Raw genomic sequence first — 21,429 nt, forward strand, 5'->3', positions numbered from 1 at the left:
TGTCAAACCGCCCCAAACCCCTATGACCGACCCCATTTTGCCTGCGCTGGACGAAAAACGTCGCCGTATTCAATCCATTGAAACGGGCTTTGGCCTGTTGAAAGTGCTGGTGGACAGCGGACAACCCATGATGCTACGTGATCTGGCCACGCAAGCGGGAATGAGCTCGGCCAAAGCCCACCCTTATCTGGTCAGCTTTACCAACGTAGGACTGGTACAGCAGGCTCCGGCGACCGGGCTGTACGAGCTGGGGCCTTTTGCCTTGCAGATGGGTTTGGTCAGTCTGCAAAGCCAGAACCCGGTCAAAATTGCCCTGCCCCTGGTTCAGGCCTGGGCCTCGCGCATTGGGCATACATTGGGTTTGGCGGTGCTGGGCTCACACGGCCCCACCATGGTTCATATCAGCGAGGCCAGCTATCCGGTCCATGTGAACATGCGCTGCGGCACGGTGATGTCCATGTTGCATACGGCGACCGGCCACGTCTTTGCTGCCTGGCTCCCCCCGGAAGTGGCTCGCCACTACATTGAGCGCGAAGCGGGCGACAGTGCCGTTGTCACCAGCATCAGCCCGCTGCGCCCCAGCCCCAACGAGCTGGCGGCCATGCTGGAAAAAATCCGCGAGCAAGGTGTGGCCCAGGCACTGGGCAACCCCCTTCCCGGTATCGATGCCCTGTCCGTCCCCGTGTTCGATCACTCTGGCCAGATTGTGCTGGCCTTGACCAGTCTGGGGCCCAGCACGCTGTTTGATGCCAGTATCGACAGCCCCATCCTGGCCCAATTGCGCCAGTGCGCCAACAGCATTTCGCATCAATTGGGCTGGCGCGAACCGCTGGGCACTCCGCCTTTATCAAACCTGACATGACTGCACACACTTATAGGGGTGTCGCTACTTCAAGTTTGGCGGGTTTACATGCAAAATAATTGTTTTATCCGCCCACCTGTTGTGGGCGATTTCTCGAGTGCGATGCTGTGCTAGAACAAGAACTGAAATTTTTTGTACCCGAGAGTGCCCGTCCCGGTTTATTGACCGCCTTTGACGCGGTACGCACGGGAAGCATTACCTTAAATGCCATTTACTTTGACACGCCCGAACGCGATTTGGCGCGCTCAAGTATCGCCCTGCGACTGCGCAAGGAAGGCGAGCAATGGGTTCAAACCGTCAAGCTGCCCGGTCCTGACACCCTGTCCCGCATTGAACTCAATCACCCCCGCCCAGGCCCGAAGCTGGATCTGAGCCTGTATCAGGACACGCCTGCCCATACAGCACTGTCCCGCTACGCGGATCAGATTCAAGCCCGCTATCAAACCCGAATCCAGCGCGAACTGGCCCTGATCAAGCAGGGACAGTCGGAGCTGGAGCTGGCCTATGACGTAGGTCACATCGAATCCAATGGCTTGACACTACAGGTCAACGAGCTGGAAATTGAGCTGATTCGCGGCGAGAGCCTGACCATGTTTGAAGTCGGCCAGCGCTGGCTGTACAAGCATGGCCTGATTCTGGAGATGCGCAGCAAGTCCGAGCGCGGCGATGCACTGGCCAGCCTAGTGGATCGCCGGCGGGCCAAATCCGAAAGCCTGGACCTGTCACCCGAGCAGGTTGCTGCCGCCTTGACGCGCAAAGCCTACGATTTACCCAAGCCGCATTTTGTCGACACCGAAGAGCTGGAACAGTTCTACAGCCTGAGCGCCACCATGAGCCTGGAGCAGGTCATTCGCAATGCGGCTTTGCTGGCGGGCGTGGATGGCATACGCCCAGACTCCTCCCGCCAGGCCGACTATCTGGCCTTGATGCGCGTGGGCCTGCGCCGCCTGCGCTCCTGCCGCAAGTTGTTCAAAATGTGGCTGTCAGCCAGCGAAGGCTACGCCAATACCCGTCTGACGCATTATTTCGGCTTGTTTGGCCAGGCGCGTGACCACGACCTGGTGCACCTGGAAATTACCCCCTTGCTGCTGCAAGCAGGCATGCCTGGCCCGGCTCCCGAACCCATTCCGGCCCACCTGGAGCATGACCCTGTGCAATTGGCCAGCGCTGCCGAGTTCCAATCCTTGCTATTGAGTAATCTGCAAAGCCTGATCTGTGGCCCCACGCTGGAACTCAATGGTGTGGCCCAGCCCGAACATCTGGTGGAAGCGCGTATCAGCCGCTGGTTTCAAACGATTCAACTACGCGGCCAGCGCTTTGCACAGATCAGTCAGGACAAGCAACATCGTTTGCGCAACCGGATCAAGAGCCTGCGCTACTGCCTGGAGTTCTTGCCCAGCGCAGCCGACAAACAGGGGCTGCACAAAGTGCTACGCGAATGTCAGGCCTTGATTGGTGCAGTGACCGACGTGGACGTGGCCCTGGACTGGTATGCCCAACATGCGGCCAACCCCGAGCAAGCCCAGTTCGCACGAGACTGGCTGACCCATGCCCGCCAAGGACGTGCCGCCCATGCCCAGCATGCGCTCAATGCCTTGGATCAGCATCAACCACAAATTGAACTGCTACGACGCTAAACCCCCAGGCCACTAAACAGCCCCCTGAGCCTTTGGGGCCCACCAGGTGGCACTTGTCCCCTTGGACAGTCCAACCATAAAAAACCGGCGATGCCTTTAGAGACATCGCCGGTTTTTCTGTGCAACCAAACTTGGCTTAAGCGTTCATGCCCAACAAGGCCGACGCAAATTCACGGGCCACAAACGCCTGCAGATCCTGCATGCCCTCGCCCACGCCAATCCAGTAGACCGGAATAGGACGTACGCCTTGCGCACAGGCGGCAACGGCAGCCAGCGTCCCGCCTTTGGCCGTACCGTCCAGCTTGGTCACAACCAAACCCGTCAAACCCAACGCGGCATCAAATGCGCGAATCTGGGAAATGGCATTCTGGCCAGTGTTGCCATCTACAACCAACAAAATCTCATGGGGAGCCTGACCATCAGCCTTGCCGATGACACGCTTGATCTTCTTGAGTTCTTCCATCAGATGCAGTTGGGTCGGCAAGCGACCGGCGGTATCCACCATGACCACCCCCATATCACGGGCGCGGCCTGCATGTACCGCATCAAAAGCCACTGCAGCCGGGTCACCACCGTCTTGGGCAATAACGCTGACATTATTGCGGGTGCCCCACTCAATCAGTTGTTCACGAGCGGCAGCCCGGAAAGTATCACCAGCAGCCAACAGGACTTTTGCGCCCTGCTCCTGGAAGGTGTGCGCCAACTTGCCGATAGACGTGGTTTTACCTGCACCGTTCACCCCGGCAATCATGACAACCAGCGGCTTGCTCGACTCCAAAGGAAAGGATTTCTCTAAGGGCTTCAAGTGATCAGTCAGAATATCGCACAGGATCTGTTTGACCTGGGCCGCATCACTGACTTTTTCCTTGCGAACACGGGCGCGCAAAGCGGTAATCAGTTTCTCGGTCGCCTCGACTCCCGCGTCCGCCATCAGCAAGGCGTCTTCCAGTTCCTCGAACAGCGATTCATCAACCTTGGCACCGACAAACAGGCTGCTCAGGCTTTGACCTGTGCGCGACAAACCCTGTTTCAGGCGAGACATCCAAGAGGTTTTTACCACTGGGGCGGCGGCCTCTGGCTCTGGGGCAGGAGCAGGTACTGGCTCGGGCTGTGGGGCAGGAACAGGAACAATCTCTGGCTCTGGCGGCGGCACCGGTTCAGGAATCGGCTGCACCTCAGGTTCTGGCTGCGGCTCTGGCTCAGGAATCGGTTGCACCTCGGGCTCAGGCACCGGCACAACTTCGGGTTCCGGAGCACGGCTTGGCTCTGGAACCGGCGGCACTTCCGGCTCAGGGGTACGAACGGGTTCGGGTACGGGCTGACCGTCCGGCTCATAGACACGCGCAGGCTCGGGCATCGGGACACTGGCCGGGGCCGGTTGTGGCACCGCTGGCTGCGTGGGCGTAGACTCGGACGCAGCGCGATGTTCAGCCTGACTATCCAACACCACAGCAGGCGGGGCCACCGGCGTTTGAATCGGCGTAGTTTGCTCCTGCGATACTGCAGGGGATGCGTCAGCCTCGGGCTGAGCAGGAGAAAGCGGCTCGGTCAGCTCCGTTTGAGTGACTTGTGGCTCTGGCTTGGCCTTCTTTCTTTTAAAAAAACTGAACATACGATTTACACTAGAAAATTCTGTTGAATGACCACATTATCCGATCAAAGCGCTAATGAGAAAACATGCTGTCCGTATTGTAGGTGGTGATTACCGTCGCACACCGATTTCAGTCGTCGATGCACCCGGTCTGCGGCCCACACCGGACCGTGTACGCGAAACACTGTTTAACTGGCTTAACCACTTCTGGGGTGGTCAATTCAGTGACAAGAACGTGCTGGACCTGTTTGCCGGTAGCGGAGCGTTAGGTTTTGAAGCGGCCTCACGCGGTGTCGCCTTTGTACAAATGGTGGAACGCCACGGACCCGCAGTGACCAATTTGCGCAGCTTGCGTACCAAACTCAAGGCAGAGCACGTGCGCATCCATGCTGGCGACGCCCTTCATATTCTGGAGCGCAGCCAGATGCGCTACGACCTGGTCTTTATAGACCCACCCTTTGCGCAAGACTGGATGGACCGTATCTGGCCCTTGCTGCCCAATGTGCTGGCACCGGACGCGCTGGTTTACATTGAATCCGAAACCCCTATACAAGCCCCGGATCAATACGGGATACTACGACAGGATAAGGCAGGGCAGGTACATTATCATTTGTTGCGATTTGCTGCGATGCAAAAAACAGTCAATAATGCCGAATTTTCCGGGACGCCTGCACCGCTCTCCCCGGACGCCGACCTGCCAACTTGAACCCCTTACGCGGATGCACCATGATCACAGCTGTTTACCCCGGCACCTTCGACCCCCTGACCCGAGGCCATGAAGACCTTGTCCGGCGAGCCGCCAACCTTTTCGATCACGTCGTGGTCGGTGTGGCCTCCAGCCAGAACAAGCGCCCTTTCTTCACCGTTGAAGAGCGTGTTGAGATCGCCTCCGAAGTGCTCAGCCACTACCCGAACGTGGAAGTGAAAAGCTTTTCCGGCCTGCTCAAGGACTTTGTGCGCGAACAAAATGGTCGCGTTATCGTACGTGGCCTGCGCGCCGTGTCCGACTTTGAATACGAATTTCAAATGGCGGGCATGAACCGTCACTTACTGCCCGAAGTCGAGACCATGTTCATGACCCCCTCGGACCAGTACCAGTTCATCTCTGGCACCATCGTGCGCGAAATTGCCATTTTGGGCGGCGATGTGGGCAAATTTGTGTTCCCGTCTGTGGAGCGCTGGCTACAAACCAAAGCCCAGGAGCGCAAGCAACAAGCGGTTTCAGCGACCTGAACTCGCCCTGTGCAGCGGTCCGTACTACACTGTAAGGTGACCGACTGGTCAAATCCAAGGACCACGTTTATCAGGACACTGCGCGATGGCACTGCACATTACTGAAGAATGCATTAACTGCGACGTTTGTGAGCCGCAGTGCCCCAATCTGGCTATTTACATGGGTGAGGAGATCTACGAGATCAATCCCAACCTGTGTACGGAATGCGTTGGCCACTTTGACGAGCCACAGTGTGTGGTGGTGTGTCCGGTCGAGTGCATCGAAGTTCACCCCCAACACCAAGAAAGCCAGGAAACCCTGCTGGCTCGCTATCACCGGCTACAGTCCGAACCCACGACATAAACAGAAAAAACAAACCCTGCTCATGGCAGGGCTTGTGATATGTAGGGTCACAGCGCAGGTGGCTTAGTCAGTTTGCGGCAAACGCTTTAGCAACCGCAAGGGCTGGCCTGTATAGCGGCTGAACCAATATGCAGGCAAATCCCCTTCATCCACCAATTGCACGGGCTGGCCATTTTCCTGCCACAGGGAAAAAGAATCCGGATCGTCCTCGATGACGTCCACTTCAATTTCCAGACGCAGCATACCGGGAGCGCGCAGCACCAGTTGACCAAAACGCAGCTCTACGCTTAACCCTGCCAAAGCGGGCAACGCATCAGCAGCCAGAACCTGCCCCTGATCATCCCCCAATACCCAGCGCCCCTTGCAGGCCAGTGCCTTGCTGCCACTTAGAGCCGGACCGCCTTGCAACAGGCAAACCGTCTCTTGGGGCAAACTCACCACGTCCCTCGCACTCATGGCTTGAACCATTGTTTCATGGCTTCGCCGACGGTTTGCGGCACCTTGTCTTGCAGCTCTTTCTTGATGATCTGTTCCACCTCGGATTTCACATCGGGCCTGGACTCTGCCTTGGCCTCCGAGACTTGCTGGCTCAACAAATCCAGCAAACCGTCCTGCAGCGCTTTCTTGATGGAGTTGCTGGCAATGTCCTTCCACTGAATCTGGTAGGACAACGCTGCCCAAGGTCCAGAAATATGGATAGGGATCAGCACATTGCGCAGATCCTGGAAAGACTTGCGCTCTTCGGCATCCAGGTTGTTACGGTTCAAACGCACCTGCAAGGTTACATCCGCTTGCTGGGACACCAAATCCAGCTTAGCTCCTTTGGCCGTGGTCACCGTCAATATTGGCGTGGTTGCGCGGAAATTGCGGAAAGTGGCTTGCCCTTTCTTGATATCCAAATTGCCTTGCAGACGGTTCAACACCGTGCGACGCAAGGGGTCAGACTCGGGCAGCAACAAAGGAATCTGGCCGCTAAAAGCATTGCGTACGGCCTCATTAATATCACGCACACTTTGGTCCAGGTCTACGCTGCGCCAACTGCCATCCTGCAAATCGACAGTCAGGCCGCCTTCGAGCGCATTCAGACGTTCTTGCTGCGTGGCGCCTTGAGCCTTCAGGTCCAGGCTCACATTGCCCTTGCCTGCCAAATAATCATTGCCGAAAGCATCCAGCAAGAGCGATCCAACCTGCATTTGTTGCAGCTTCAGACCCAGCTCAAAACGCTTGCCTGGCTCAACCTTGGCCTTGGCCTGGAACTGGCCTTCATAAGCCTGTGCAGTGAACTGGGACAAACTGACCACCTGGCCCTGGTTCTTGATCTGGGCCTTGACCTGATCCATCACCACACCCAGGCTGCGCAGTTTTTCGATTTCAAAACGCAGATCAAAAGTAACCTTGTCCAGCCATGGGTAGGACAAAGCCGCGTCGGGTTCTTGCTCTGCTGGTGCTGCGGCATCTGCCTCTTCGGCCTTGGGCTGCTCGGCCTGTTCACCGCCCTCTTTAGCTGGCGCCTGCTCGGTTGCCGCTTCAGGTGCCTGCGCCTGGGGTTCCGGCTCTGTTGTGGGTACCACTTCAGGGGCCGCCGCCCAGAAAATCGAGCGCAGTTCATCCAAATCCAGCTTGTCAGCTTTCAGGATCGCATCCAGCAAGGGACCCTTGCCCTTATCGTGCAAAGTCACATCAAGACTGCCTTGAGCCTGCTCGGTGCTGCTGCTTAACTGCGCACTGTATTCCTGCTTGCCTTTGTTCAGGTCAGCTTGACCGATGATAGGCATTTCAAAACGGCTACCTGCATCGGCTTGGTCTTCAACACGAATATTGGCTTGAATCTCCGGCAGACGCAGCCATTCATTTGAGGGTTGCCACTGCAAGGGGGAGCTTGCCTTGAGCTGAGCGACACGGCTGCCCTGTTTGATCGCACCATCCAGCTTGGCCTGCTCAAAGATCAATTCCTGGCTGTTGCCGGACAAACCCTGCAAGGTCAAGCCCAGCCCCAAAACTCGGGGGCCGCTGACTTTCAGGCTGGCAACGACAGGCGATCCTTCCGCTTGGGCAGGCGATACCTGGATGCGAGGCACATCCAAGGCCAGATCCAGGTCCTGATCTTCATTCTTGCCACGAACACGCAAAGCCAGCTTTTCGAACGACACCAGATCGCTGACGCTGTCGATCTGCATCTTGGGCGTGCTCAGCGAAGCGCTCAGATCGCTGACTGGATAAGCGCCCCGCCACTGACCTTGCAATTGTGTATCCAGATTGGTGGCGCTGAACTGACGCTGGGCGGACTTGTAAGCCACATTACCCTTAACGGTCAGACTTTGCGCCTGCAACTCGTCCAGATCACCGACAAAGCTCACATTCAGTTTCTGGGCGCCATAGGATTTGGAAGCGGGGTCCAGACTCAGTTGCCCCTGCCCCTCCAGCACACCGTCTGCCAGGGGATAGTCACCCGACAGGCGGCTTTTGAACGCCACATCAAAAGGCTGACCAAAGGTCATGCGGCCCGTATTCACTTCCAGCTGTAGCAAACGGCCAATCACATTGCTGCGTTTGCTGAAGTAATGGATCTCGCCCCCCTTAAGGCTCAGACCCGCAATATCAATCTGGAAATCCGTCTCGCTACCGGAACGCTTGGCAATCAACTCAGGAACCGGCAAGGATTCTGGTGCGGGCTCAACGGGGTTTTCCTGTGGAGCCTCGGCCGCTTGGGCAGCGGGCAGCAAAGACACGCCAGAACGAGCCACCGGCAGTGGTGGACCAGCGGGTGGTGCCTGCAGCAGGTCATCAAAATTCAACTTGCCTTCTTCATCGCGCACAATCCAGGCTTTAAAGCCCGTAACAGCGACATGATCGACCACCAGACGGTTATTGATCAACGGCCAAAGCGCCACGGCAAAGCGGGCGCTTTCCAAAGAAGCGAAAGGATCTTCCGAATTACGGTCAGACAGGGACAGCCCCTGCACGGACAGGCCGATGCGGGGAAATAAAGAAAGTTCGATATCACCGTCAATCTTGAGCGTACGTTGATACTTTTGCTGGACGATATCAGCCAGCTTCTGTTTGTACGAATTGGGATTGAATGTCAGCAGGAAAATCGCCCCGCCTACCACCGTGACAATAGCTAAAACGACGAGGCTGAATAAGCCCCGCTTAAACCATACTTTCATGTAAGCCTCTAGGACCTCGGGGCAGGATGCAACACGCCATCTGCCCGGATACGAAATGCTAACCCATGTCGGGCGATTGGTAAGTAACGAAAATAAGAAATATCCACCCGTATTCTAAAAAGCAGAGTCGGTTGTCAGTAATACGCCATTATTACCGAAGGAAATAAAGACATATTATTAATGTCGGCAGCCTTAGATACATTTCACGACATACAGGGGTTATGCTTGCTCTATTCTATATAAGCCACTTGATCATCAATTCCAGAACCAATCATGAAACTAGAGACGCTTGCCATTCATGCTGGCTATCAGCCAGATCCGACCACAAAAGCTGTTGCTGTTCCGATTTATCAGACCACTTCCTACGCTTTCGACAATACGCAACACGGCGCGGATCTGTTTGACCTGAAGGTACCCGGCAATATTTACACCCGCATCATGAACCCCACCAATGCTGTGCTCGAAGAGCGTGTCGCAGCACTGGAAGGCGGGATTGCGGGATTGGCTGTCGCCTCTGGCATGGCGGCCATCACGTATGCTATCCAAACGATTGCAGAGGCTGGCGACAACATTGTGTCTGTCAGTAAGTTGTACGGCGGCACCTACAACCTGTTCGCACACTCCTTCCCGCGCCAAGGCATTACCGTCAAATTTGCCCAGCCCAACGACATCGACGCGCTGGAAGCCCTGATTGACGACCGCACCCGCGCTGTATTTTGCGAAACCATCGGCAACCCGGCTGGCAACATCATTGATATCCGTGCGCTGGCCGATGCCGCCCACCGTCATGGCGTCCCCCTAATTGTCGACAATACCGTTGCCTCCCCTGCCCTGTGCCGTCCTATCGAACACGGTGCCGACATCGTGGTGCACTCACTGACCAAATACATGGGCGGTCATGGCACGACCATCGCTGGCATGGTAGTGGACTCCGGCAAATTCCCTTGGGCCGAGCACAAAGAGCGCTTTGCCATCCTGAACACACCTGATCCGTCCTACCACGGCGTGGTTTACACCGAAGCCTTCGGCCCGGCCGCCTTCATTGGTCGCTGCCGCGTGGCTCCGCTGCGCAATACCGGCGCTGCCCTGGCTCCCTTGAGCGCCTTCCAGATCCTGCAAGGCATCGAAACCTTGCCTTTGCGCATGGAACGCCACACCGAAAACGCCTTGAAAGTGGCCGAGTATCTGAACGCCCACCCACAGGTATCTTGGGTCAAGTACGCAGGTCTGGCTGACCATCCTGACCACGAACTGGCCAAGCGCTACATGGGCGGCAAACCTGCAGCGATTCTGTCCTTTGGTATCAAAGGCGGTATTGAAGCGGGTACCCGCTTTATCGACGCACTGAATCTGGTGCTGCGCCTGGTCAATATTGGCGATGCCAAATCCCTGGCTTGCCACCCTGCCAGCACCACACACCGTCAACTGAACGCCGAAGAACTGGCGGCGGTAGGCGTAAGCGAGGACATGGTTCGCCTATCCGTGGGCCTGGAACATATCGACGACATTCTGGCTGACCTGGAACAAGCCCTGGAAGCAGCGGCACGCGGCTAAAACCAGAAATCCTGTACAGGCCGCAATAGCTGTGCAGGTTTGTCCGCATCAAGCTAAAAAAGCCTGGAATCGGCATAGCACCGACTCCAGGCTTTTTGATATTTTCTCGACACAGCCATCAGGCTGGCCGTGTTACTGGCGCAAGCTCATCAGGACTTGCGAAATAGCTGTGCCAAACCGCCCAGCAAGCTGCTGGCATCGGTAATGTGGGACGGATCAAACTGACCATTCGGGCTGGCTTGATTGATCAAGGACGGCAACATGATCTTCAGGTTCTCCAGCACGCTTTGCTGGTTCAGACCCGACAAATCTTCCAATTGCTTGATCGCTGGTTGACCCATCACGCTCAGCAAGTCCTGCTGGCCAATTTCCTGATTGCTGCCCTGCGAAATCCAGGACGAGACCACTTCACCAAAACCACCCGCGCGAAAGCGTTCAATCAGGCCGCTCAAACCACCTGGATACGTGCTGATCACCTGAATCAGCGCAGGCAACAAGGCGCCCTGCTCTTTGGATTTGGAATCCGTAGCCGACAAGGCCGACACAACAGAATTAAGCAAACTCATTATTTTTCTCCCCAATGCATGGCACCGTGCGTCAGCGGGTGCTGATATCGGTTCTCATTATGCCGTGACAAACCGTCAGACGGGGCAGCTTAATTGTCAAGGTGGGTCAATAGGTCACGGACGCCAAAGCCCTATTGCTCTGGGCTGGGCCTACGCTACACTGGATTGATAGTTCGGCACGCCACACAGATCGACTCCCTGGAGATTCTGGAATGACACACGCTTGCTATACCGTCCTGTCCCCTGAAGAGACTGCCCGCGCTCTGCCTTATCCGGAGCTGGTCGCCCAGTTAGGCAAAGCCATGGCCCAATATGCCGCTGGCACTATCGTCGCCCCCACCCGGCAAGTTCTGAGCTACCCAACGGCAGGAAAAATGCTGTCCATGCCTGCGGTCTCTCACGATATCGGTGTGCACAAACTGGTTAATGTGATGCTGGACAATCAGCAACAAGGTCTTGGCAGCATCCAGGGCCTGGTCAGCGTCTACGACGCTCAACATGGCTTACCCTTGCTGGTCCTGGATGCCCCCACCTTGTCCAAACGTCGTACTGCCGCCGTATCCATGTTGGGGATTCAGGCACTGTGGCCTCATGGCCCCGAACACATCACCTTGCTGGGATACGGGCAGCAAGCCCAGGCACACTGCGATGCCATCATGACGCTGTACCCTCAGGCCCGCGTCACCCTGACAGGCCGCAATATTGGCCGTGCCCAAGCGGTGGCCACATCCTTGCAAAATCAGTTTGGAGATCGGGTTCAGGCTGCTGCGGCCATTCCTGAAAAAACGGATGTCCTGATTACCCTGACATCCAGCTTGACACCGGTCTATCACGAGCCTGCCCGCCTGGACCGCCTGTTGATTGGCGTAGGAGCATTCCAGGCTGATATGGCCGAGTTCGAGCCCCATACCCTGCTAGCCAGCCACCTCTACGCGGATGATGTCTGCGCAGCGCGCCAAGAAGCCGGCGACCTGATTCAGGCCAACGTAGCCTGGGACCAGGTCCACAGCATTCATCAAGTGCTGCGCACGCCAGCACCCAGAGATAAACCTTTATTCTTCAAATCCGTAGGCTCTGCAGCCTGGGATTTAGCAGCAGCACGCTGTGCTTTGCAGCATGTAAACCCAGTTTAAATACTTAGGACGCTAATCAATTGCTGCCATACTCCAAACAAGCCCAGAGTGTTAATCTGGCGCGTACAATCCCTTACAGTTATTGACCGACTTTTTTTCCTGCGCCCCTCATGACCTCTCAGTTGCCTCCTATCGAAGACGATCCGTATCAGATCCAGTCCAAGTTTGAAATTCTGCGTGTTTTACGGGCCATCGAAAAAGGGGGCCTTCTCTTGCACATGGAGGCCAATCGGGGCAATGACCGGATTGTGACCACCATTTTAGATATTGATCTGGACAACAATGTGGTGGTGATCGACACCGCCAACAAAGAAGAAAAAACCCGCAATCTGTTGCAGTCCGAACACACCAGTTTCGAGACCTCGATAGACAAGATCAAGGTGACATTTCAAGGGCCTACACCGGAGGTCGTGTCCTACGAAGGACAGCCGGCCCTGGCGATCCCAATTCCCGAATCCATCCGCCGCTTACAACGACGCGAATTCTTCCGCGTCACCGTGCCTGTCAGCGAACCGGCTATGGTGATCTTGCGCTTGAATAACGAAGCCAAGAGTTTTCTGTTGCACGATATCAGTGGCGGCGGCTTGTCCTTGGTGGACGAATCGCAAAGCCTGGCAGAGGTGATTGGTGCGCATAAAACCGAGTCCCTGCTGGAGCTGCCGCAGGCCGGTTCTTTTGTCGTGGCTCTACAAGTGGCGCGTACCGAGACACAACAACTAGCGAACGGTAAACAAATTCACCGTTTGGGCTGTACGTTTATTGATCTATCAGCCTCCACGCAGATGGCCATTCAGCACTACATCAGCCGCCTGGAACGCCAACAGATCGCCAAACAGCGCGGTCACGGTTAATTCGACGTCCGGGACATCTCCAAATCACCGGGGGTGTCCACATCGCGCAAGATGCCCTCATCCACTAAAGGCACCCACAAGGTCTGATCCTTATTGGCCTGTAACAAGGCCCGCGCGCCTTGCTCGTCTGAAAGCGCCAGAAGCGGTTGACGCCACGCCAGACCAAAGCCGACGGGATTGCCCGTCTGCCCATTGAAAACGGGACGCACGATCCCGGCCCCATCCTGCACCGCCTGAGCGACTGCTGCCACAGAGCTTGGCTGCAACCAAGGCATATCGGCCAGTAAAACGACATAACCATATTGGGGACTGCAAGCCTGTATCCCGGCTTTCAAGCTGACTCCCATACCGCGGATGGCAGCAGGCGCCTGAACGAAACTGATCGGCAAGTCGCCCAGCTCCTGACGCAAAATCTGCTCATGCACATCACAAACAATCAGCACCTCATCGAGCACAGACAAGGCCGTCTCACAGACACGGCGCACCATCGTTCTGCCATCGTCCATCTTGGCCAATAACTTCAACTGCTGACCCGAAGGGTCGAAGCGCTGCCCCAGGCCCGCCGCCAGAATAATGCCCGTCACCCCGGATACATGCTGCTGCCCTGCCATCCTGGCTCCTTTTGAACTAGGTAATGTCTCGTCGACAATGCGTATTGCGTCGTTCACTAGACTAATAGAAAGAAGCCTGAGGGGACAAGCAAGGTTAAAAACCGTGATGAGTGGATCAAAGAAGTCTCTGTAAAGACGCCATTCAGTCGGCCTGCTGGGGTGTCGGGGCTGAGCACTTGCCGGTGCTACGCACCGGTGCCCTTATCAGGAGATAGCTACGGGCGCATCCTGAACTCGCGGGGTGGTTCGTCCCCCGGACGAACCACAAGCGCCCCGCTCAAACAGCAGGATGCTTGCACCCCTACGCTATCTCCTGACCGCGGCAAGTACTCTGATCCGCCCCTACACCCCAGCAGGCCGACTGAACGGCTCACAATGGCTTTTTATCTACCAATCTCTTATAGACAGACTCTTTGAACAAACAGGGCCTCGTACCTTGCTCTTCTGCGTTTCCTAAGCGCCTATCGCTCTACTCTTCTACGGTTGTCTAAAACCCTATCGTCTTGCTCTTTTGCATTCTCTAAATCAGCTTCATCACATCAACAACTCAACAACCAAGAGCAGAACTAACTTACTGATTTACTACGTGTCCTGTCCTGATAGCACACCAAGAACTCTACTCATTCACGGGATCTCTAAACTCACACTCCACTGCCACTCTTCGTTTTACTTTCCCTCTAAACACAAAAGAACAATTAAAAACCACATCTAAACTGATATCCCCAAACCCCGAGAACATTCAGCCTCAGCCAAAGCCCTCCTCCCTTCCCTTCCCATCCAATCTGGCCCCTTACCTTTCATCCCACCTCCGCAAGTGCCGTTTGGGCTTTAACCCGTGTTGCTTGTTTTCTTGTGGGGCCCGGGGACGGCTTGACGGGCCAGTCAGGGCTCTTGCCGCCGGCAGAGTGCTGGGGCGGGATGCAAGGGGCGTGCTGTTTGAGGAGCACGCTTGCGGTTTGTCCGGAGGGACAAACCGCGCTCCGAGTTCACGACCCGCCCGCCCCGGCACTCTGACAAGGGCACCCACGCGCAGCGTGGGCAAGGGACCCGCCAAGACAAGCCGTCTCCAGGCCCCACAAGAAAACCATCCACTCCCTTACGCAAAGCCCAAACGGCACGCCCAGAAGAAAGCCGCCCCAGAACAAGCGCTCTACTACCCCAATCCCTAAGCCTAAGCCCTAAGCCCAAAATTCGAAATTCGAAATTCGAAAAAAGCAGATACCCCGCGTTTAAAAAGGAGGGCCAAAGGTTTAAAACCAACAATATCTATTTGACACCATCTGTTATATTTTCCCGACGCAGGCCGAGGGAATCCCTTTTATCCGCCAGCCCCGATGCAGCAACAATGAACGCCCCACGCTAATCAAACTGTTTCCTCTACCTCAGAGGCCATTCAGTGCAAACAATATCTCGCGCATTCAACACCTGCTCAACAATGAAACTAACAAAACTGTATACCGCCCTGGCGCTTGCTATTGCGCCCCTGGCAACTCATGCCCTGGAAGACAGAACCGTTACAAATGCAGCGGGGCGCACCGTGTTTATCGCACGGTTTTTCGATATGAACGACGGTTCATTCGACAATGACGAAACGTCATTCTGGAGCTGGGAGGGCCATCAAGCCTATAAAGAACAGCTCCTTGAAGGCATGGGCTATTGGGCTGAAATATTGCAGCCCCAAGGCGACAACCCTGCGACCATCGTCAATATCGGCACGATTAATGACCCAGGCAATGCCTACGGAGGCTCGCCCACCGCCAATGGCGGTCAAAGCGCACTGACGCAGATGCAGCAAAACATGTTCGGCCTGTCGCCTGCAACCGGCACACTGCCCTTTGGTGGACATGGCTTTTTTGGCCTGGGCCAAGACGATTACGCAGCAAACCAGGCGTTTACACAAACTCCCCTTAGCGGAAAAGACAGCGTACTGCTGACAGCCGTTCACGAAATTGCCCATGGGCTGGGCATTTTAAGCAGCGTGGAGGACAGAGGCAGTTTGGATGAGACCCAACCCTACTTTGAAAGCCAACTCAGTAGCTGGACCCAACTGCTAAGAGACGACAATGGCAAACCGGCACGCGCTGGCCAGAAGATTCTGTGCGATGGCTGCGACAACTCCTACGACCCCGACGCTTTTGATGTGCGTCAGGACAAGGGCTATCTGACCGGAACGCACATCGAACAAGTGCTGGCTGGTGGCCTGCGTGGTGTGCCCGTAAAGATGCTGGGTGAAGGTGGCGGCATAGACAACAACTTCATGAGCCATATCGAGCTTCAAAACAGCGTCATGAGCCACCAGAACTACCGCAACTATTCAGGCTTCATGGAAGCTGAATTGGCAGTACTGCAAGATCTGGGCTACACCATTGACCGGGCCAACTTCTTTGGGCGCTCAATCTACGGCGATGGCCTTGAGCTGGTCAATACCCAAGGCTTCTTTGCCCGTAATGCCAAAGGCACGCAGTACCTTCCAGGCCAATACAACCAATCCACACTGGGTCTGGGCCTGCATATCTACGGCAGCAACAATCAGGTCCGACAAGCGGCTGACCTGCTGGCAGCCGGCTCAGGTGGTGCAGGCATACGGGTCGATGGTCAGAACAACACGCTTGTTATCGACCCAGGCGTCAGAATCTACGCAGATGGCTTGAACGGGCAAGGTATTCAATTTGCCTACGGCCGTGGGCATACGCTGGTGCATCGCGGCGACATCCAGGCTACTGGCCCTCAAGGTGTCGGCCTGCGTTTTGACTTTGGCACCAACTCCCTGGGCAACCATACCGAGCGTCGTGGTTCCTATATACGCAGTATTGAAGGCGTCGATCAAGCCCTGCTCCCCGAGCTGAACGGCCCCCTGGTTAAACAAGCCGACATTAGCGGGCGGATCGCAGGCCGGCAAGCTGCCATCCTGATTTCTGACAATGCCTACGTCGGGCGTATCAACCTGATGCAAGGTACCCAGATTGAAGGCGATATCATCTCGCAGTATGCGCAACGCGACGACCAGAACCAGCTACGTCTGACTACGCTGTCGTTTGGGCAGGCTGCCGATCATATGGGCCGCAGCATGGATCAACCCGATACCACCTTCCACTTGAGCTACGCCGGGAACATCACAGGCAAAGACAATCTGACCCTGTCCTTTGACGGCGGTACAACACAACTGAACGGTAACGTGCAGGTCCACAGCGCCGCCATCCACGAAGCGGCGACATTGGGCGGCAATGCCCGCTTCGATCTGGCCAGCGGTCAGGCCCTGATTAACGCCGGCACCCTGACGCCTGGTAACTCAGTCGGGCGCATTCAGGTAAATGGCGACTTCCAACAAACAGCAACGGGCCGCCTATTAGCCGAATTTGATGGTAAAGGCGACCACGACGCACTTGCCGTCAGTGGTAATGCCGATTTGGCCGGAACGCTGCAACTGACGCCTGTGGCGGACTGGTATCAAAACGCCTGGTCTGCCGACACAGGCTCATTTATCGAAGCCGCCAGCTACAGCGGCAGCTTCGACGCCACTCAGATCACCGCCGTATCGCCCACCTTGCAGTTTGACGCTGCCCCGTTGGGCAATGAGCGCTACCGCTTGTCTGCCACCCGCACCGACAATGCCTATAGCCAATATGGCGGCGACGACAACCAACGAGAAGCCGGCAAGGCTTTGTTCAAGCTGGCCGCCGCCGCACCGGCACCCGCGCAAACCCTGTTCCAGGAACTCGACTTCTCGGCCAAGGACGGCTCACAAATACCCGCTGCCCTGGATCAGATTTCACCGGCTGGCTACAGTGCGGCGATGGCCGCCTCTCTGATGCATGAGCGCTCGATCATGCAAACCGCGCGCCAAGGACTGAGCCAAAGCATGTTGCGGCCCGGCACCGACTGGCAGGGCTACGCCTTGGTGTTCGGTTCCAGTGGCGATCAGAACACGCGAGGTTCCATGCTTGGCTACGATGCCAACAGCTATGGCCTGATCGTCGGAGCTGGGCGCGCCCTGGAGTCGGCCCCCGACTTCGCGGTGGGAGCACAGCTTGATATTTCAGATCTATCGGTCAAACCGGATGCCCCGTACTCCGGCAAGAGCAAAGCCACCGCATTTGGCTTGGCTGCCCATCTGCAATACCGCCCCGGTGCACGGGAAGGCCTTTTTGGATTCAGCGGGCTGCGACTGGGGCTAGAACAAGCCGATATGCGCAGGCAAATTGCCATTGGAGACTATCAGGCCACGCACTCGTCTGACTGGACGGGGCGCAATCTGTCGATTGACGCAGGCACAGGCTACCTTTGGGAGCTGAACCCCTCCTTATCGCTAGGCCCCTTTGCCAGCATGAACTATGCCTTGGTGTCCCGGCCATCAGTCGACGAATCGGGGAATGCAGCCACGCGCCTTCACCTGGACAGCAAGCGCGTCGATGCCTTGCGCTCCAGCCTGGGGCTGACGGCGCAATGGAATCGCGCCCTGACTGATGGCAGTAAGCTGGCCGTGAACGTTGACGTGGGCTGGAATCACGAATGGCTGGATCGCGACCTGACCCAAGCAGCCCGTTTCGCCATTGCGTCCACGGATACGGCGTTCAACACCCGCAATAGCGTGCTGCCCCGCGACACGATGAGTCTGCGTGCAGGCCTGACCTGGCAACGCAGTGAGCGTCTGTCGATTGGCACCGGCATCAGCTCACAGTTCGGCGGTGGATATTCGTCGCTACAAGGGCAGATGAATCTGCGCTGGGCGTTTTAAGAATAGCCACTTGCCAGGAAACGTGACTGTTGCTTGAAACGGTGGGAGGCGCTGATGCACATGCACAAAGCGTTCCCCCACCACTATTTGCGCGTTCACTAATGCGGCTTGGCGGGTGCGTCAGGGTTCTTGCCACGGGCAAATTAACGAGGCGGGATGCAAAAGGCGTGCTGTTTAAGGAGCACGCCTGCGGTCGGTCCGGGTGAGCAGTCGCGCTCCGAGTTCACGGCCCGCCCGCAACGGCGCACTGACAAGGGCACCCACGCACGGCATGAGCAAGGGATCCGCCAAGACAAGCCACACAGGGGCCCTACAAGAAAACCCTCCACTGCTACGCAAAGCCAAAAAAAGCCCCCGAGAGCCATCCGGCTCCCAGGGGCGCAGGTCCGACAGCCTGCCCCCAAGCGGCAGACCACCGATACTCGATCACAAATCCGTAGACACAGACTTGCTAAAAGGACGACACAGGCTCCGTCAATCAAACTGCTAAAAAATGACGAAGCACATCGTTCTTCTCAAAGGCTTAAAAACACCAAGCCTTACACTCCAATCAACTTCATCGCTTCTTCCCGCGTTGCCACGGTGGCGTACTTCTGACGCATGTCGAAGAGGTTAGCCTCGTGTGGGCCAATTGCACGGTCACCCACGCAGTCCGACACCACCAAGGGGCGGAAGCCCAATTGCATCGCATCAACCACGCTGGAACGTACGCAACCGCTGGTAACCGCACCGGCGACCAGCAGTGTTTGCACACCACGTTGCGTCAGCCACGCCGCCAAGGGCGTACCAAAGAAAGCCGACGGCACGTTCTTGCGAACCACAAACTCACCGGGTGCAGGAGCCAGCTCCGGCACGATGTGGCTGTTGTGTGCGTCTTCAGTCAGACCCAACATGCCGGGGACTTTGATGCTGAAGATGTTGTTATCTGCACCATCATCGGCATACACGATACGAGTGTGCGCCACCGGCCAGCCCTGCTCACGTGCCGTTGCCAGCAAGGTCTGCGTGTTCTCGATGGCTTCAGGGATATTGCCACCACCAAACACCGCCGGGTCAGCAAAACCATTCACCAGATCAATAATCAACAAGCCATACGGAGCCTTAGGCTCCAGCGTCGACCCAAACCCTTGTTGAGCGTAAACCGCTCCTTCATTCGTACTCACCAACGCCTCCGTCCAGTACTTTGCCATCACGCACGACGGCGCGGCCATCCAGGCTGACCGTGCAATGTCGCAAAGGAATATCAATATGGCAGGCCGTCGTGCGATTGCCGCCCGCCTCGTTGTTCGGCCCCAGGGAGAACAGGAAGTTACCCTCGAAGGCACGAGCATCCATACCAATCGTGTTCTCACGCGAGTACAGGCCCAAGGTGGACCAGTGGGCGCGTGGCTGCAAACCCCAACCAATATGGGAAATCGCATAACCCTCGGGATCGTTGAAAGTCTTCATATATTCGTCCAGCAGTTCGGCTTCAATACCACCTTCAATCTTGGTGGCGTAGCCGTTTTCCACGGTCAGAATGATCTGCTCGGTCGAGTATTTCTTCTGTGGCAACAGGATGTCGCCCTTGTCGATCACGATGGTGCCGTTGGTGCCCAACTCATTAGGCCAGGTCAGCACAAAACCGCTAGGCCAGTGATCCCAACGACCGGGTTCATCCACAAAACCGTATTCACGAATCGCAGGGAATTCACCCAGTGGGCAACGCAGATTAGTACCAGCAGGTGAGGTAATGCTCATTTCCTTGGCGGCCTTGATCAAGGCTGCCGCCGCTGTCACGCGTGCGCGATCTGCTTCGGTTGGCACGGTACGAACCAGAATTTCGGGTGGCTCCACAGCCAAAAGGATCTTGGTACCCGACTTCAGAATGTCGATCTGCTCGGGCGAGAACAACAGGGTCATCAGGTCCAAAACCAGATCGCTGGCCTTCAAAGCAGCAATCGCTGCTTCGTTGCCCGTCAGCGGGGTCGTTCCCAAGTACGCCAGCGAGTCACGGCTCAAGGCTTTTTCCGCATTGACCGGCAACAAGTCCAGACGATTGACAATCGCGCCCATGGACTGAGCGGCAATCTGCGCGCACTGCATGGTCTGGGGGTGCGTGGTCGAGCTAGTCAGCAAGGTCACGGTTTGACCCGCTTGCAGCTTGGACAGGCGCAGCACCTCTTGCCATGCTTCGATAAGTTGATAATCACTCACTGCCATTTTGTCTCTCCTTGTAAGGCAGCTCGGCTTCAAACCGACATGCCTAATCACGACAGGGCCACCTTGGTGGCCCTTCAACATCACACCAAGCGCTGGCCCAGAAAGTCACCGAAGGCTTCGTAAAAGCCGGCTTCGTTGTCCCAAGGAATCATGTGACCGGCGTTCGGCACACGAACGTGCTGCACGCCAGAGGCCAGTTGCTGAATCTCGGCCACATCCTCATCACGCACCACATCGCCACGCTCGGCGGTCATCAGCAAAGCAGGCACCTTCAAATGCGGGAAGTCGACGTGAATATCGTCGGTGTGAAACCCTTCAAAGCTGGCCAGAATCGCAGGCTCGTGGCAGGTGTGCAGCCACTGGGCACGCAATTGCAACTGCTCTTCGGTCCAGGTCGGGCAAAAAGCACGCATATCGTCAGCCGTGCAGCCCTTGCGAGCCATGGCCATGGAATCCACGTACCAGGGCAGCTTGGAAGGATAGGCACGGCGATCCGGGCCGGAGACCGGAGGATCAACCATCACCAGACGATTCAGGCCATCGCTATTCTTGTGAGCCGCACGCAAACCTATACGTGCACCCATGGAGTGGCCGACCACGATGTAGTCTTTCAGACCCAAGGCTTGAGCCAAGGCGATCAAGTCATCGGCTTGCGCATCCAGGCTGTAATCCATGCCTTCAGCCGCTTCGCTCAAACCGCGACCACGCACGTCCTGAATGTAGGTATCAAAGTGCTTGCCGAACTGCTCGCCCACAAAACCCCAGGTCACCGCCGGGCTGGTAATGCCGGGAACGATGATGACCGCTGGGCGCTGATCGCGACCCTCGCTGGAACCACCGTAACGCAGGTAATGCTGACGAATGCCATTGGCGTGAACATGGCCGCCGTAAAGAAAGGTACTCATTAATCTGTCCTTGGATTGAAACCGTCAGGCCTGGGCCCG

17 protein-coding genes are annotated in these 21,429 nt (G+C 56.5%); 9 read left to right on the forward strand and 8 right to left on the reverse strand.

The features are described from left to right. Positions 1–22: 22 nt before the first annotated feature. Together OKX01_RS15015 and OKX01_RS15020 are read left to right on the forward strand one after the other, a co-directional pair. Positions 23–862: an IclR family transcriptional regulator gene (locus OKX01_RS15015; RefSeq protein WP_094197596.1), complete on the forward strand. Its 840-nt coding sequence runs from the start codon at positions 23–25 to the stop codon at positions 860–862. Positions 863–969: 107 nt separating this feature from the next. Beyond that, the gene (locus OKX01_RS15020; RefSeq protein WP_108728629.1) at positions 970–2,499 is read left to right on the forward strand and encodes a CYTH and CHAD domain-containing protein; all 1,530 of its coding nucleotides are present in this window, start codon (positions 970–972) and stop codon (positions 2,497–2,499) included. A gap of 136 nt (positions 2,500–2,635) precedes the next feature. On the opposite strand, the gene ftsY is transcribed toward OKX01_RS15020, so the two are convergent. Beyond that, positions 2,636–3,964 (reverse strand): signal recognition particle-docking protein FtsY, encoded by a 1,329-nt coding sequence (ftsY, locus tag OKX01_RS15025; protein ID WP_319802204.1) that lies wholly within the window; start codon positions 3,962–3,964, stop codon positions 2,636–2,638. A gap of 202 nt (positions 3,965–4,166) precedes the next feature. Here ftsY and rsmD point away from each other — a divergent pair, with 202 nt between their 5' ends. The 3 genes from rsmD to OKX01_RS15040 all read left to right on the forward strand — a co-directional run bounded on the left by rsmD (position 4,167) and on the right by OKX01_RS15040 (position 5,666). Further along, positions 4,167–4,796 (forward strand): 16S rRNA (guanine(966)-N(2))-methyltransferase RsmD, encoded by a 630-nt coding sequence (gene rsmD / locus OKX01_RS15030; protein WP_094197599.1) that lies wholly within the window; start codon positions 4,167–4,169, stop codon positions 4,794–4,796. A gap of 20 nt (positions 4,797–4,816) precedes the next feature. Continuing rightward, positions 4,817–5,323 (forward strand): pantetheine-phosphate adenylyltransferase, encoded by a 507-nt coding sequence (gene coaD, locus OKX01_RS15035; RefSeq protein ID WP_094197600.1) that lies wholly within the window; start codon positions 4,817–4,819, stop codon positions 5,321–5,323. An 85-nt stretch (positions 5,324–5,408) separates the two neighbouring features. Beyond that, positions 5,409–5,666: a YfhL family 4Fe-4S dicluster ferredoxin gene (locus tag OKX01_RS15040; RefSeq protein ID WP_009454772.1), complete on the forward strand. Its 258-nt coding sequence runs from the start codon at positions 5,409–5,411 to the stop codon at positions 5,664–5,666. A 63-nt stretch (positions 5,667–5,729) separates the two neighbouring features. On the opposite strand, the gene OKX01_RS15045 is transcribed toward OKX01_RS15040, so the two are convergent. Next, positions 5,730–6,122 carry an MOSC N-terminal beta barrel domain-containing protein gene (locus OKX01_RS15045; protein ID WP_264672008.1) on the reverse strand — a complete coding sequence of 131 codons (393 nt, stop codon included), beginning with the start codon at positions 6,120–6,122 and terminating at the stop codon, positions 5,730–5,732. Beyond that, entirely contained in the window at positions 6,119–8,833 is a 2,715-nt protein-coding gene (locus OKX01_RS15050) for an AsmA family protein (protein ID WP_264672009.1), read from the reverse strand. The genes OKX01_RS15045 and OKX01_RS15050 overlap by 4 nt, the downstream gene beginning before the upstream one ends. Before the next feature lie 273 nt (positions 8,834–9,106). Between OKX01_RS15050 and OKX01_RS15055 the strand changes: the two genes are divergently transcribed. Continuing rightward, positions 9,107–10,387: a bifunctional O-acetylhomoserine aminocarboxypropyltransferase/cysteine synthase gene (locus tag OKX01_RS15055; protein ID WP_094197603.1), complete on the forward strand. Its 1,281-nt coding sequence runs from the start codon at positions 9,107–9,109 to the stop codon at positions 10,385–10,387. Positions 10,388–10,536: 149 nt separating this feature from the next. Here the strand turns inward: OKX01_RS15055 and OKX01_RS15060 are convergent, their stop codons facing one another. Beyond that, positions 10,537–10,953 carry a YidB family protein gene (locus OKX01_RS15060; RefSeq protein WP_094197604.1) on the reverse strand — a complete coding sequence of 139 codons (417 nt, stop codon included), beginning with the start codon at positions 10,951–10,953 and terminating at the stop codon, positions 10,537–10,539. A gap of 212 nt (positions 10,954–11,165) precedes the next feature. Here OKX01_RS15060 and OKX01_RS15065 point away from each other — a divergent pair, with 212 nt between their 5' ends. Further along, positions 11,166–12,086 carry a delta(1)-pyrroline-2-carboxylate reductase family protein gene (locus OKX01_RS15065; RefSeq protein ID WP_264672010.1) on the forward strand — a complete coding sequence of 307 codons (921 nt, stop codon included), beginning with the start codon at positions 11,166–11,168 and terminating at the stop codon, positions 12,084–12,086. A gap of 110 nt (positions 12,087–12,196) precedes the next feature. After that, positions 12,197–12,937, forward strand: coding sequence for a flagellar brake protein (locus tag OKX01_RS15070; protein WP_094197606.1), 741 nt, complete (start codon positions 12,197–12,199; stop codon positions 12,935–12,937). On the opposite strand, the gene OKX01_RS15075 is transcribed toward OKX01_RS15070, so the two are convergent. Next, positions 12,934–13,548, reverse strand: coding sequence for an NTP transferase domain-containing protein (locus OKX01_RS15075; RefSeq protein WP_264672011.1), 615 nt, complete (start codon positions 13,546–13,548; stop codon positions 12,934–12,936). The two genes, OKX01_RS15070 and OKX01_RS15075, sit on opposite strands and share 4 nt — an antisense overlap. 1,561 nt (positions 13,549–15,109) lie before the next feature. Between OKX01_RS15075 and OKX01_RS15080 the strand changes: the two genes are divergently transcribed. Then, on the forward strand, positions 15,110–18,283 hold the full coding sequence (locus OKX01_RS15080) for an autotransporter domain-containing protein (RefSeq protein WP_264672012.1): 3,174 nt from the start codon (positions 15,110–15,112) through the stop codon (positions 18,281–18,283). Positions 18,284–18,822: 539 nt separating this feature from the next. On the opposite strand, the gene OKX01_RS15085 is transcribed toward OKX01_RS15080, so the two are convergent. The 3 genes from OKX01_RS15085 to OKX01_RS15095 all read right to left on the reverse strand — a co-directional run bounded on the left by OKX01_RS15085 (position 18,823) and on the right by OKX01_RS15095 (position 21,390). Next, complete coding sequence (locus tag OKX01_RS15085) at positions 18,823–19,446, reverse strand: N-carbamoylsarcosine amidohydrolase (RefSeq protein WP_264672013.1); 624 nt, start codon at positions 19,444–19,446, stop codon at positions 18,823–18,825. Continuing rightward, complete coding sequence (locus OKX01_RS15090; protein WP_121739521.1) at positions 19,433–20,485, reverse strand: 2,5-dihydroxypyridine 5,6-dioxygenase; 1,053 nt, start codon at positions 20,483–20,485, stop codon at positions 19,433–19,435. The genes OKX01_RS15085 and OKX01_RS15090 overlap by 14 nt, the downstream gene beginning before the upstream one ends. A gap of 80 nt (positions 20,486–20,565) precedes the next feature. Beyond that, positions 20,566–21,390, reverse strand: a complete 825-nt coding sequence (locus tag OKX01_RS15095; RefSeq protein WP_264672014.1) for an alpha/beta fold hydrolase — start codon at positions 21,388–21,390, stop codon at positions 20,566–20,568. Positions 21,391–21,429: the final 39 nt, after the last annotated feature.

Source organism: Alcaligenes sp. SMD-FA (genome assembly GCF_025960365.1).
Lineage (GTDB): Bacteria > Pseudomonadota > Gammaproteobacteria > Burkholderiales > Burkholderiaceae_B > Alcaligenes > Alcaligenes aquatilis.